Below are 13,464 nucleotides of genomic sequence, written 5' to 3'. Positions count from 1 at the left end.
ACAAAAATCGTTATTCAATCATGTCTAGCATAATTAGAATCACAACATGAATACTTAACTAAAATCAGATAATAAATATCTATATATCAATACGTGCAAATATCAAAAACGACCCAAAATGAACGTAATACAGCCAATAAACGGCTTTGATTGTATGATCTAGCTCATAAAATAACCACAATTATCCCCTACTACTAAAGGGTTATGAGATAATTATTCCGTCTATTCAATTGGAGGATTAGACATGAATAAAGACTCATTTGGCATCTGCTTAAGTCGTACGATGTTAAAAGGAAATGAGCACACAACATTTACCCATGTTCGAGCTTATCAAGCTAGCGATTCAGAGATAGGCCCTAAGGTGTTACTTGCCATCCCTCAAATGTCAGGGAAAGAATTACTCGATACCATGCAACACTCTTGTAATCTTATATGGCGAGCGTCTTATTTCTGCAGAGCAGAGCATGAATAACTGTTACTAGCCGCTCATAGATACAAAAATACAATAAAGATGCTAGCTTCCCCAGCTAGCATCTTTGTTATTATTACTACCAATTAGACTCGATCACGCTACACAAGCACACAAACAGCCCTTCATCTCATCAACATTTCATTAAAATGTCGTTATATTTTTACAAAAAACTTGCAGTGTAGATTTTAATCGCTGAAAATTAGAACAGAATCACGATTACACTATAAGGAAATACCACTGTGCTGAAAAAACGATTTTTCAAAACAAAAGATGAAGTTGAAGTAACCTTTGAATGGCCGAAGAGTGACGAGCAGTCAATATCGATTGCAGGTGACTTTACCGATTGGCAACCCGTTGCCATGAAATACAGCAAAGCCAAAAAAGCATTTAACTTTAAAACCCGCTTCCCTAAAGAAGAACAGTTTCAATTCCGTTATCTGATTAACGGTGAAGTGTGGGAAAACGACCCTAAAGCTGATGGTTATGCTCCAAATAGCTTGGGTAGTGACAATAGCGTGCTATCTACCAGCAACGCCTAGTATCCGCAGCTATAGCAACACATAATGGGGAAGGTATAAAAATAAGCCTTCCCCATCTTCATTAATGACAGCTACTGTGCGACATAACTTGCCGCCAAGTGATAGATCCTAAGGCTGGCTAACTCCTCTAACTCTCCACTATAGGAAACGGTTTTCTTCCCTATCAAAGTAAAACTCGAGTCACTAAAGCGCCCATTACCATCACATTCTAAATGCACAAAAAATGCCGGTTTGTCTGCGGTTATAACAATCTGATTATTCACTATCTGCCACTTAAGCTGGGTATCCTGTATTGGAAGCTGTTTAAACTTCGTCGATGCGAACCAAGTATTTTCAATGCGTTGTCCAAATGCCTGCACCTGTAAATGTATAAAGCCAATATGCGTAAGGCTGCGTTTATCTATATCTAGTGCACAGTTGTTACTATCGGCATCCACCTCAATGGCAAACTCCCAGCCATTTAACTCCTCACCATGGTAGTCAAAATACGTGGCAACGCCTGTCACTACACCCGTATTTCGACTGTCATTAATAAGCTGCACTTTCAGGCTATTCTCTGTATCTAAAAATGCCCCATAAGTAGGACTGAAGAATCGCTTAGCGTGATAATGGAGCTGCTTCCAACGACCACTGTATTCGAGACTCGACCACGAACTTACCGGCCAATTATCATTAAGTTGCCAATAGAGAAGCCCGCGACATACAGGGCTCATCGCCCGCCAGTATTCACAACCGGTTTTAATGGCTATTGCTTGCTGAACTTGACTCAGATACAGCATCTGTTCAAAGCCGTTAGGAAAGCGAAAGTAGCGGGTGAACATCTCGGTAATAATGCTATTGCCACGGCTGTTTTTCTGGTGAGATTCAAAGGTTGGCGAGGTAATATTCCAGTCTTGCTCAGGAACAAAGCGCTTTATCTCAGCAAATGAAGGCCATGACTGAAAACCAAACTCCGAACAAAATCGCGGTTTGATACCTAGATACGCATCAAATGAGGCATTCGAATGCCATACATCCCAAAAGTGCATGTCACCCTTGCTATCATCGTGCCAGGCATCCCCATAATCTAAATCACCGTTACACGGTGAGCTTGGCCAAAACACCCGGCTAGGATCTTCTTGCATCACAATCTGAGCAAGGGTGCGGCTCAAACGGTCATAGTTAACCACATATCTGTCACGGTTGGCCTTAGATTCGTCATACCAATTCAGCGCGCCAATCACCTCATTGTCACCACACCATAATGCAACACAGGCATGATCTCGCAAGCGACGAATTTGATAGCGCAGCTCATGTTCAACCTCATCGACGAACCCTGGATTAGATGGATACAGTGCGCATGCAAACATCATATCTTGCCACACCATGATCCCAAGCTCATCACACAGCTGATAAAACTCATCGCACTCATACTGCCCACCTCCCCACACCCGAATCATATTCATATTGGCATCGACCGCACTCTGTAATAAAGCGCGATATCGTGTCGAGGTGGCAAGTGATGGCATAGCATCTACCGGTATCCAATTGGCACCTTTGGCAGAGATAGGAAAACCATTTATCTGAAACTCCATCGCCGAGCCCAGCGCATCTGCCTTTGTATTGAGCTGCAATTGTCTCAATCCAATGCGCTTTGATAGCTGATTGTTACCCAAGGTGATAGTAAGATCGTATAGATAGGCTGCGCCATACCCAACCGGCCACCACAGCTTTGGCGCTTCAATCTGAAAACTAAAATGCCCATTTCCCGAACTCGAAACCTGCTGCACTTTATTGTGTTGATCAAAAGCGACCTGTAGCTGGCAGGGGTGCTGGCAGCGATACTCTACTTCAACACAAAATAACACCGAACCATCATCTTGCCACTGTTGAGAGGTTCTAATTTGCCCTAAATGAGATTGCGAAATAGGCTCTATCTTTATGCTGTCATAGATACCGCTAACCATCAGGCAAATGCCCCAATCCCAACCCGAATGACACTGCACTTTGCGCACTAGGTTCATATACGGAATTTGATTATTGCCCTTCGCCCATGGAATATAAAACGGCTGCTGCGTGGCCAATTGTTGCCCCACTACATCTGCGCGTGAAAACCGGATCTGAATATGGTTATTCCCTTGGCGCAGATACGGCTTAATATCCACTTGATACTGACGAAACATATTGCCGCAATTAAGCACCAATCGCTGGTTAACCCATATCTGGGCAAAGGTATCTACCCGGCTCAATGTGAGTTGCAATACCTCATGGGCTAGATCGGTATCGCTTATCAGAAATTGGCGTTCGATATACCAGTCACTCTCACCAACCCACTGTACTTGTGACTCATTGGTTGCGTAATAAGGATCAGGTATAAGCTTGGCTTGATACAGTGCCCAGTGATTATCTCCGGGCATAACAATTGGAACTTTCAGCTCCGGGTGCTGAGGTGAGAGCAGTTGCCAAGTACCATCTAAGCTTATGCAGGACATAGACATTTAACCTTTGAGTCACGTATTGACTCAAAATATTAAGCAACTTATTGAATAGTTACTGTGACGACATACACAGCTAGGGTTCTAGATCCTTGAACCTGCCTGATCAAACGAGATGACCACCTTACCCACCGTACGCTGCTGTCGAATTTTAGTTAATACTTCGGCGGCGCTTTCAAGGTTAATTACCTCCAGTTGAGGTACGATCACCTCTCCTTGTTCAAGTAACAAGTTAAACGCATTGCCAGCACTGACAATCGAGTTGCGCCCCTTACGGTGGTTCACATGCCCAGAGCCTAAGCTCAGCTGATGAAAGCTTAATCCACGCAAGAAAACATCATCATAGGCTTGCGGGCGAACGTTTTGTACAAGCTCGACCATATGACCTTGATAACCTAAGACTTTACTACAAAGGATATCGTTATCCCCTCCCACACAATCTAGCGCAACATCAACCCCGTTACCCTTGGTTATATCTGTAACTAACTGGGCAACGTCGGCGCTACGGTAATCGATACAGTGTGTGGCACCTAATTTTGTCACAAAATCATGATTTTTTTCAGAGCAGGTGGTAATAATTGTCGGCACCTTGTAGTGCTTGGCTAATTGAATAGCAAAACTACCAACCCCGCCTGAGCCACCAGCTATAAAGATCGACTCACGATTGATGATATCCAGTTTATCCACCAACGCATTCCATGCCGTCCAACCTGCACAAGGCGTCGCGGCAGCAACAATTGAGCTCACGTCAGGATGTTCGATAAGGGTGCGCGAATCATGGACTGCGTATTGCGCAAACCCGCCTTGCGAGCGGCGCATATTGCCATGATAGAGCACACGATCGCCCACGCTCCATTCAATCACTTTCTCACCAACCGCAACAATCTCACCCGCTACATCTAAACCACCCACAAAATTGTCGTCCATCTCGGTAACCATTGATTTCCAGAGGTGGATTTTAGCGTCAACTGGGTTTAACGCCGCTGCATCTACCTTTACAATCACATCCCACTCCGTTTCAATACGCGGCATAGGTAACTGTTTCAAAATAAACTGATCGTCACTTGCACGATAGGTCAGAGCTTTCATAGGGATATTCTCCAATTGATACTGAGTCGATAAATTAGCCTTTTTGACTGTAGTTTGTGGCTAATTACCACAAGCTACAGATTTCAGGCTAAATTTAACCGCTAAGGCTAATACATAATAAATAAAGTATAATGCTATCAAACATATACTGACACCCAATTCTAATGCTCAATCCAAACTGGCTAAAAACATTCAAGACCTTGGTTGAAGTAAATCACTTTACTAAAACAGCTCAAGCCCTGTTTATGACTCAACCGGGTGTCACACAGCATATCCAAAAATTGGAGCAAGCCTGCGGGGTACAGCTGCTTATAAAACAAGGCAAGGGATTTGAGTTAACCGAACAGGGGCTGCGTATATATCAATATGCCAACCAGCTTATCGAGCAGCAACAGCTATTACTCAATGAACTGCAAGTGGACGATGAAAACCAAGGTATCGTTTCCTTGTCTTGTTCGGGTTCACTAGCGCAATGGCTCTATCCAATGTTTATAGGCATTCAACAGCAACATCCCAAACTCAGTGTAGAGTTTGAGGCCGCCCCAAACTCCAAGATAATTGACAATGTATTAAATGGCATAACCTCCCTAGGATTAGTGACTCAACAACCAAGTAGCGCAGAGCTCGAGGTTATCCATATTGGGGATGAAGAATTATTGTTGGTACTACCGAATTCCATACACTCTAATAAGGTAACCCAACAGTCTCTTGTTGAGCTTGGGCTGATCAAGCACCCCGATGCCGAGCACTATGTTTCTCGCTATTTAAGGGAAAGTGGTGAGCCGCATCTGTCTTCAATTCAGGTCTCAAAAATCCCAAGGGTAAGCTACATCAACCAACTCAACCAAATCTTGTATCCGATTGTGCACGGTATTGGTTTTACTGTACTTCCCAAGAGCGCCGTCGTATCTTCACCTTGGTTCAATGAACTCAATATTTATCAGCCAAAACAACCGGTTAAAGATCAACTCTTTTTGATCTATAAAGCGAATCGCCCCCTTGCTGCCCGCTATCAAAGGTTCATACACCTCATCTCAGAGAGCCTCAGATAATCATATGCATTATTGTTATATCTGATATAGAAAATATAAACTTGATTGCATAGTAATAACACCCCACACTTGAATGGTATTCCATACAGAGACCATTTCGATGCGCTGTCATAAATCTTACCTTACTTATGTTATTGCCTTAATTGTTCCCGGTATATCCAATGCCAGCGGTATATTTTTGGGCGAAGCAGGATACGCAAACCTCGGTACTGCCGGTGCAGGAGATGGGGTTTATACCAATAGCCCCGCCGCTATCTGGACAAACCCTGCAACAGCAAGTTTCATGGATGAAGAAAAGCATACTATTAGTGGTACTGTGCTGAACCTCAACATGGCGTATGAGGACGACAGATCGATTGCTGGATCAGATGCTGAATCTAACAAGACTATGCCAATCGTAAGCTATTTTAGTAATCATCATTTAAGTGATAGCTGGAGCTTAGGTTTAGCGTTTTCATCACGCGGTGGAGCGGCGCTTGACTATGGTTATGATTGGCAAGGCGCAAACCAATTGACCGATGTGGCTCTGGTTACGTATCAATTCAACCCCTCGGTTAGCTATAGAATTGACGATAGAGCCGCTATCGCGTTCGGAGTGCAGTTAGATTATGCCCTTATCAATGCCAACACCCAATCTATAGAGCTTGCAACCAGTGACAGCTTTGCGGCGGGCTTTAACCTAGGCATGATGTTTGACGTCACCGAACGGGTAAACCTAGGTATTGCATATCGCTCAAAACTTGAGCATGACTTTGAAGGGGACTCAAAAGTAATCTCTGGAAGCAACGTTATTGCATCTGGTAGCTACGGAGCTCCTTTAATAACTCCGGCTATGCTAGATATCAGTGCTAGCTATAAACTCAGTCCACAAACAAGCCTATTTACCTCGGTACAATGGCATGACTGGAGTAAATGGCAACAAACCGTTGTTGACCTCTCTTTTACCCAAAATCCATATGTAATTAATCGCGAATTTGACGATGTTTGGCATTTTGGATTTGGCGCACAGCATCGACTTAACAACAGCAGTTGGACATTAAAAGCGGGTTATTCATATGAGACTTCACCTTTAGATGACAGCGCAAATCAATCTCCTGATTTACCCGTAGGAGAGCAGCATCGATACTCAATTGGGCTATCTAAAGACTTCAAAACTAGCACCTTAGATCTTTACTACCAATACGCAGATTTCGGAGAGATGGATGTCGACCAGCAGAGCATTCGAGCGGATGCCGGACTACAAGGCAGCTTTATTGGGCAGGTTCACTTTGTTGGAGCAAGCTACACTTTCTAATCCACCGACCTAATATTCAGTATGATCGAAAAAGCGATCCCTAGTGGTTCGCTTTTTTTGTGACTCCTGTCTACATTATTAATTAACCAAATAATATTTTGTTTCATTATTACTAAAGTAGATACCATGAAGACATTGGAACAACAGCTTTCTCGATTAGATTTAAACCTTTTGGTTTCCCTTAGTGTACTGCTAAAAGAAAAAAACGTATCACGCGCTGCTGAAACTCTCTATCTTTCACAGCCCGCGATGAGTCGCACCTTAAAGCGCCTTAGAGACGTATTTGATGACCCCTTGTTTTATCGCGAATCGGCAGGCTTACAACCTACCGACAAGGCAATTAGCCTGCAAGAACCCCTTGCCGAAATCTTAATGTCGGTGAACAAGCTAATAGACAGCACCAAGTTCTCACCTGAATTATGCGATCAAACCTTTAAGATCTCTTTGCCGCCTTTAATGAGTCGCCAACTTTCAGTACCACTGGTAAAACAGTTGATGCAAACTGCACCCAATGCCAGTTTGTTAGAGTACCCAGCAGCTAAAGATCCCGAGAAACTGCTCAAGCAACGAGAAGTGGATTTCTCCATCCATGTAACGACTCCCACCAACAGCGATGAGTTTCCAAGTGAGCTTATTGGTACAACTTACGGTGTCATTTATGGAATGAAGAATCACCCTTTAGCTGATAAAGATAATGTCACTATTGAACACTGTATGGATTATCCGTTCATGGATTTAAATCTCGACCTGCGCTCAGATGCAGATTCGCAAAACCCTATTGACGATTACCTCAAACCTCTGGGATTAAGTCGTAATATCAGCTTTAAAAGCGGTCAAGTGAATACCCTAATTGATGCAATGGAGGGCTCCAATAGCTTACTGGTTTCTACTCATACCTTAGGCTCAGTGGACAATTTTCAACATCAACTGGTGCCTATCTTAAGCATGCAAGGTCAATTGGATATTGGTGTATACCTATTAGAGCACAGACGTACGTCCAACAGTGCACCTCACCAATGGTTAAAAAATCTGATACTGAGCACCCTGCGAGGTCGTGCTTTTATCTATGATAAATAGCTGATTTAAAGAGAAATATTCTCACGTAGTCACTATTAAAAGACTAGATACGAGTTTCGCCCATGCCTTTGTAAGAGATCGCTTACAAGAAGCGTGAGAGTCGATAACTTTTTTTTAACATAAAATCCATCATCTATAATTAAGTCATTGTTTTATAACGAATAGATATTTAGTGAATAATATTCCAGCGGGTAAAATCTACTATTGTCATTGTACGCAAGCGGCAAAATAGTACTATGAGTGTGTCGACAGGGAGTTGGCAAAGTCTTTAAAGGGTGGCCAGTTGGCCCCGTTATTTGGAAATAACACCATTAAAGGCAAAGTTTCTGGATGAAACGACGTTTAACAAGGACAGTTGAACGCAGGACACCGTCGGGATGACGATGTGACAGGATAAGGTTAACGGATTTAACCATATCAGGGATAGTATTAGGGAATGTGTTTGTAGCAGGATTGCTGCGTTATAAGTTCGCCCCTTCCAGCCAGTCTGGTAGGGGTATTTTTTTGTTTATAATTTATAGGGTTAGAAGCACATTTTCAATCACCAGCTGGGATTAGCTCTTTGCACTAGACACTGCAATTGTTAAGCTAAAACAAAACAGACTAAGGCAACTATCCCAATGACTCCTACTATCGAAACCCTATTAAATCATCGCTCTATTCGCGCATTCACCAAGCAAGCGATCTCTGATACACAACTACAAACCATTTTAGATTGCGGCATCGCAGCCTCTAGCTCCAGCTTTATACAATGTGTTTCTATCGTTCGAGTTACCGATAGCAACAAGCGTGAACAACTTGCCACATGCGCTGGCGGACAATCCTATGTTGCAAGTTGCGCAGAGTTTCTGGTTTTCTGTATCGATTACCAAAGACACCAACAGATCCATCCACAAGCTCAATTAGGCTTTACAGAACAGACCCTCATTGGCGCAATTGATGCTGGATTAATGGCACAAAACTGCTTAACTGCGGCGGAGTCTTTAGATTTAGGTGGTGTCTATATTGGCGGATTACGTAATAATCCAGACCAAGTCGTTGATTGCTTAGAGCTACCACAAAATGTTCTGCCACTGTTCGGTTTATGCTTAGGCTACCCAGATCAATCACCAGAGGTTAAACCTCGACTTCCAAAGAGCATATTGGTACACGAAAATAGCTATCAACCCCTTAACACACAAGCCTTAGCAGAATATGACCAACAGATTTCAGACTACTACGCAACCCGTAGTAGCAATAATAAAGTTGGAAGCTGGTCACAACAGATCACTACAAATTTAAGTAAAGAAACCCGCCCATTTATGCAAGAATTCATAAAAAGTCAGGGCTTTAGTACCAAATGAATGACATACACCAACAAACACAGGCGTGGCTTGAGCAGGTCGTTATCGGGCTAAATTTGTGCCCTTTTGCACACAAGCCAAATAAGAAAAATCAGATAAAAATAGCCATTTCCGATGCAACAACAGAAGAAGCCCTATTAGAATTTATCTTATTGGAACTTAAACAGCTCGATAGCACGCCTCCCCAACAATTAGAAACTACTTTAGTTGTTGCAGCTAATATGCTCGATGACTTTATGGACTATAACTTCTTTCTAGATTGGGTAGATGCTCTATTGAAGCAAGAGGACTATGAAGGCATATATCAGGTCGCGAGCTTCCACCCTGATTATTGCTTTGGTGGGACAGAACCAGATGATGCAGAGAACCTAACCAACCGTTCCCCTTACCCTACTATTCATTTGATCAGAGAAGAAAGTATGGAACGAGTTTTAAAGCACTACCCTAACCCTGAAGCTATCCCTGATAATAACATCGAGCGCGTACAAGCCTTGAGCGACAAGCAAAAAGCCAAGCTGTTTCCGTATTTGTAGATAGAACGGGGCTAGAGCCTGGATTATCGGTGATCTCACCGATACATCGAACCACCGCTACGCCCCACAACCACTCCAATATCGTCATCCCCGCGCAGGCGGGGGTGAAGCGGTTCTGTGGTCCTGTGGTTCTGTGGTTCTTTGGCCCTGTGAGGCAGATCATCGAAACATCGATTCATCGCTACGCTCCACAACCACCACACCTTAAAACCGTCATCCCCGCGCAGGCGGGGATCTGTAGATACTCAGACCTCAATCATGGTCTCGATTTCAAACCTAAACCCGAGCAACAGGGAGAAGCGGTTCTGTGGTCCTGTGGTTCTTTGGCCCTGTGGGACACGTCATCGATACATCGATTCATCGCTACGCTCCACAACCACCACACCTTAAAATCGTCATATAAAAGAAGTAGTCCCAAATAAAGTAAATTATCTGGGACTAAGCTAGGGTGAGAAGAAGAGACTAACGCGTCAAAGGCTTCGAGCTTCTGGGGATGCCAAAGTCTCTTCTCGCTCTAGCGATTCTGAGCTTCTATAACAGGTAATCGCACAAGATCTTTAACCGATATGAAAAAGCCATGAATCGCTCTTACCTTTCAATGTAAGGATAGTAGATTTATGAAAACTCTCTCTATTTCGCAGTTAAAAAACTGTACCGCTATTGGCATTGATGTCTCTAAAAAGACGCTAGATTTTGCTGGATTAACGGCAGGAAAAACCATTCTGTATCAACTTAACAACACCGTAGAGTCGATAGAAAAGTTGGCTGAAAAGCTCGTAGAATCGCAGTACAAAGGTAAAATAATCTGTGAATCAACCGGCCACTATCATCTCAAGTTAGTCTCTGTATTTTCAAAGCATAATCTTAATCTCTACGTCATTAATCCATTGCAATCGAGCAAGCATAGCAAAGCTAACATTCGCAAGACTAAAACAGATCCCGTCGATGCTGAGACACTAGCCACAATGTGTCTTACTGAGAGAAACCTGCCTAAACCGACTAAACTAAGTGACCGTAATCTATTGATTACATTGAAAGTAGGCCAAATAAAGGCAATAGAGAAGCTAATACAGAAAATGGGGAGTAGCCTTCGTTTGTTCGAGGAAACTTATCAAGGTTTAGGGTTTGAGTTAGATGAAGTTCAACAAGAGCTCGCTACGAAACTGGCGGAATTAAAGTCGCTTCACAAGCGTATGCTTCGAGAGCTTGAGGCCTTGATTGTTGAAACTAACGAAAGCGCAAGAGACACCGATATCTTAGCCAGTATTCCAGGCATCTCTTCGACCACTGCAGCTCTTTTAAGCCAACTGGATAGAAGGGTTAAGAGTTGTCATTCATGGGTAGCGTTTGTTGGGTTGGACACCAGCATTCGACAAAGCGGAACGTGGAGAGGGAAAGGCAAACTGAGTAAACGAGGAAACACCTATTTGAGGAAAAGAATCTTCTGCTCTGCTTGGGGAGCGACAATGCATGATGAACATTTTAAAGCTTACTACGACAAACTGAGGGCAGAAGGAAGGAGTTATAAAGAAGCCTTGTGTATCTTAGCTAAGAAGCAAATTAGGATCGCTTATCACTTGTTGAGCAGTGGTGAAAAATACGATCCTATTAAGGCTTTTGGGGCCTAATAATTTGACAACGTCGTTTAACAGGCATCCCCGCGAAGGCGGGGATCTGTAGACACGCACAACTCAACCATAAACAAATCTGCAATAACAACGTCACTGCACTGCAACCTGTTCTTCATTAGACCTTCACATAAAAAATCTAAATTACTCCCATACCAAACGGGCACGGCCCGAAACAATAATAAATCCCGAGTACTTACTCACTTTTAATTAAATAGGACTTTGAAATGAACAAGGCAGCATTAACTACTGCAATTTTAGCGATTATGGCATCAGGTTACGCATCAGCAGCAACTGTGTACAAAGATGACACCTCTGAATTGAAGATTGGTGGTCGTGCAGAAGCGCGTTTCAACATCTCAGACAACAACGAATCAGCTAGTGACAGCTCTTTTAATGACAAATCTCGTGCACGCCTAAACGTTGTTGGAAAATCCCAAATTTCAGATAGCCTATATGGATTTGGTAAATATGAAGCTGAGTTCGACACCGATTCAAGCATCAGCAACCGCTATGCCTTTGCAGGTTTAGGTACTCAGTTTGGTGAGTTCTCTTACGGTAAACAAGATTCTGCTCAAGTAATGCTAACGGACATTACTGATACCATGGCAACCTTTGGCGCTGATGCCGCTGATATCGTTGCAGGAAACAAAGACAAGCGTAACAATAACTTCCTTTATGCTGGAAAGTTTGACGCTTTCACCGTTGAAGCAAACTACCTTGCTAACGATGAAAAAGATGCAGACAGCTACGGCATCGCAGGTATGTACTCTTTTGATTTCGGTCTAGACCTAGGCTTGGGCTATGTTGCGCAAACCAACGGCAACGATGATGATAGCCAAATCAACATTGCAGCTCAGTATTCAATTGCAGACTTCACGGTTGGCGGTCTATATGCACTAGGCAGTGTTGCAGATGAAGATGTGAACGCTTTTGAAGTATCAGCAAAATATAAGCTAGATAAGCTAACTTTTATTGCTGTATACAACTATCAAGAGTTTGAAAAAGCTGACGATGCAAATGTAGACAACTTTGCCGTTGAAGCGGTTTACAAGTTTAACGGTAACCTGCGCACTTATGCAGGCTACAAGTTTGAACAAGTTGACAATAAAGACGACCAAATCCAAGCGGGTATTCGCTACGATTTCTAATTTGATATCGATTCGTTCGATAACGGATATAACCGAGCCATGGCGCTCGGTTTTTTTATTTATACAATGAAATTTTCTTTGTGCTAACAAGTTCTTATAATTAAGGAAAGCATAAGGAAACGCATCATGAACAAGCCAATAAAAATCACACTCTACCGCTGGGGCGGGCAATGGGGTCCATTTAAGGTCAACATCCCTTGTGGTGAATGTACCCTCACCAAAGACATCTTAAGTGACACCTTTGCCAACGAACTCAAGGACGTGGAAGTAGAGCTTGAAATCAAAGATTGGCTGTCTCATTGGTGGGAACCACTTAAAAAAGGCGCATGGCACGCACCAATCCTCATCGTTGAAGGTAAAGTCATTAGCCAAGGCGAAGCATTGAATAGAGGCCTATTAGTACAATCTGTAATTGCACAGTGGTCGAAGCGGCATCAACTACAAGGCAATATTGTGTACGGTAAAGCAACCTGCCCTTATTGTGTCAAAGCCAAAAAGCGCCTCGACCAAGCTGGGATTGATTACATCTATCATGATGTAGTTAAAGAAAGCGCAGCCCTATATCGCATGATACCTGAAGTAAAAGCGCATATTGGTTTAAAGACCCCAGTTACGGTTCCACAAATTTGGATGGATAGTGAATATATCGGTGGTGCCGATGCTCTAGAAAAATGGCTCACCTCAGACAAAAACCATCATGTGCCGAATAATGTATTAGACCTGTCCCAAGCTAATAGTGATTCCCATACCTCAATCATGAGTAACTAACAGATACAAAAAAGCCTCGAATATATCCGAGGCTTTTTTGATAG

12 protein-coding genes are annotated in these 13,464 nt (G+C 43.0%); 10 read left to right on the top strand and 2 right to left on the bottom strand.

All coding sequences use genetic code 11. The features are described from left to right. The first annotated feature begins 244 nt into the window (after positions 1-244). Positions 245-472 (top strand): cation transporter, encoded by a 228-nt coding sequence (locus OCU28_RS12800; protein WP_261818073.1) that lies wholly within the window; start codon positions 245-247, stop codon positions 470-472. Between the two features lie 239 nt (positions 473-711). Beyond that, positions 712-1,011 carry an isoamylase early set domain-containing protein gene (locus OCU28_RS12795; protein ID WP_261818072.1) on the top strand — a complete coding sequence of 100 codons (300 nt, stop codon included), beginning with the start codon at positions 712-714 and terminating at the stop codon, positions 1,009-1,011. A 71-nt stretch (positions 1,012-1,082) separates the two neighbouring features. On the opposite strand, the gene OCU28_RS12790 is transcribed toward OCU28_RS12795, so the two are convergent. Continuing rightward, positions 1,083-3,482, bottom strand: a complete 2,400-nt coding sequence (locus tag OCU28_RS12790) for a glycoside hydrolase family 2 protein (protein ID WP_261818071.1) — start codon at positions 3,480-3,482, stop codon at positions 1,083-1,085. Positions 3,483-3,569: 87 nt separating this feature from the next. Further along, the gene (locus OCU28_RS12785; protein WP_261818070.1) at positions 3,570-4,574 is read right to left on the bottom strand and encodes a zinc-binding dehydrogenase; all 1,005 of its coding nucleotides are present in this window, start codon (positions 4,572-4,574) and stop codon (positions 3,570-3,572) included. 164 nt (positions 4,575-4,738) lie between these two features. On the opposite strand from OCU28_RS12785, the gene OCU28_RS12780 reads away from it, so the two are divergent. The 8 genes from OCU28_RS12780 to OCU28_RS12745 all read left to right on the top strand — a co-directional run bounded on the left by OCU28_RS12780 (position 4,739) and on the right by OCU28_RS12745 (position 13,420). Continuing rightward, a complete protein-coding gene (locus tag OCU28_RS12780; RefSeq protein ID WP_261818069.1) occupies positions 4,739-5,626 on the top strand; it encodes a LysR family transcriptional regulator in 888 nt (295 codons plus the stop codon). Positions 5,627-5,726: 100 nt separating this feature from the next. After that, positions 5,727-6,920, top strand: coding sequence for an OmpP1/FadL family transporter (locus OCU28_RS12775; protein WP_261818068.1), 1,194 nt, complete (start codon positions 5,727-5,729; stop codon positions 6,918-6,920). Between the two features lie 126 nt (positions 6,921-7,046). Beyond that, positions 7,047-7,997: a LysR family transcriptional regulator gene (locus OCU28_RS12770; RefSeq protein ID WP_261818067.1), complete on the top strand. Its 951-nt coding sequence runs from the start codon at positions 7,047-7,049 to the stop codon at positions 7,995-7,997. A 620-nt stretch (positions 7,998-8,617) separates the two neighbouring features. Then, positions 8,618-9,340 carry an oxygen-insensitive NADPH nitroreductase gene (gene nfsA, locus OCU28_RS12765; RefSeq protein WP_261818066.1) on the top strand — a complete coding sequence of 241 codons (723 nt, stop codon included), beginning with the start codon at positions 8,618-8,620 and terminating at the stop codon, positions 9,338-9,340. After that, the gene (locus OCU28_RS12760; RefSeq protein WP_261818065.1) at positions 9,337-9,873 is read left to right on the top strand and encodes a DUF1415 domain-containing protein; all 537 of its coding nucleotides are present in this window, start codon (positions 9,337-9,339) and stop codon (positions 9,871-9,873) included. The genes nfsA and OCU28_RS12760 overlap by 4 nt, the downstream gene beginning before the upstream one ends. A gap of 617 nt (positions 9,874-10,490) precedes the next feature. Next, a complete protein-coding gene (locus OCU28_RS12755; RefSeq protein WP_065209619.1) occupies positions 10,491-11,501 on the top strand; it encodes an IS110 family RNA-guided transposase in 1,011 nt (336 codons plus the stop codon). Between the two features lie 227 nt (positions 11,502-11,728). After that, positions 11,729-12,652, top strand: a complete 924-nt coding sequence (locus tag OCU28_RS12750) for a porin (RefSeq protein WP_261818064.1) — start codon at positions 11,729-11,731, stop codon at positions 12,650-12,652. 126 nt (positions 12,653-12,778) lie between these two features. Beyond that, entirely contained in the window at positions 12,779-13,420 is a 642-nt protein-coding gene (locus tag OCU28_RS12745; protein ID WP_261818063.1) for a glutaredoxin, read from the top strand. Positions 13,421-13,464: the final 44 nt, after the last annotated feature.

It is taken from the genome of Vibrio gallicus, assembly GCF_024346875.1.
GTDB lineage: Bacteria > Pseudomonadota > Gammaproteobacteria > Enterobacterales > Vibrionaceae > Vibrio > Vibrio gallicus.
The sequence above is the reverse complement of the archived record's forward strand: the minus strand, read 5'-3'. Positions and strand labels throughout refer to the sequence as shown.

Coding starts and splice junctions, on each gene's coding strand:
- OCU28_RS12755 (WP_065209619.1), top strand. CDS start 10,491: ATGAAAACTCTCTCTATTTCGCAGTTAAAAAACTGTACCGCTATTGGC.
- OCU28_RS12745 (WP_261818063.1), top strand. CDS start 12,779: ATGAACAAGCCAATAAAAATCACACTCTACCGCTGGGGCGGGCAATGG.
- OCU28_RS12800 (WP_261818073.1), top strand. CDS start 245: ATGAATAAAGACTCATTTGGCATCTGCTTAAGTCGTACGATGTTAAAA.
- OCU28_RS12790 (WP_261818071.1), bottom strand. CDS start 3,482: ATGTCCTGCATAAGCTTAGATGGTACTTGGCAACTGCTCTCACCTCAG.
- OCU28_RS12780 (WP_261818069.1), top strand. CDS start 4,739: ATGCTCAATCCAAACTGGCTAAAAACATTCAAGACCTTGGTTGAAGTA.
- OCU28_RS12770 (WP_261818067.1), top strand. CDS start 7,047: ATGAAGACATTGGAACAACAGCTTTCTCGATTAGATTTAAACCTTTTG.
- nfsA (WP_261818066.1), top strand. CDS start 8,618: ATGACTCCTACTATCGAAACCCTATTAAATCATCGCTCTATTCGCGCA.
- OCU28_RS12750 (WP_261818064.1), top strand. CDS start 11,729: ATGAACAAGGCAGCATTAACTACTGCAATTTTAGCGATTATGGCATCA.
- OCU28_RS12785 (WP_261818070.1), bottom strand. CDS start 4,574: ATGAAAGCTCTGACCTATCGTGCAAGTGACGATCAGTTTATTTTGAAA.
- OCU28_RS12760 (WP_261818065.1), top strand. CDS start 9,337: ATGAATGACATACACCAACAAACACAGGCGTGGCTTGAGCAGGTCGTT.
- OCU28_RS12775 (WP_261818068.1), top strand. CDS start 5,727: ATGCGCTGTCATAAATCTTACCTTACTTATGTTATTGCCTTAATTGTT.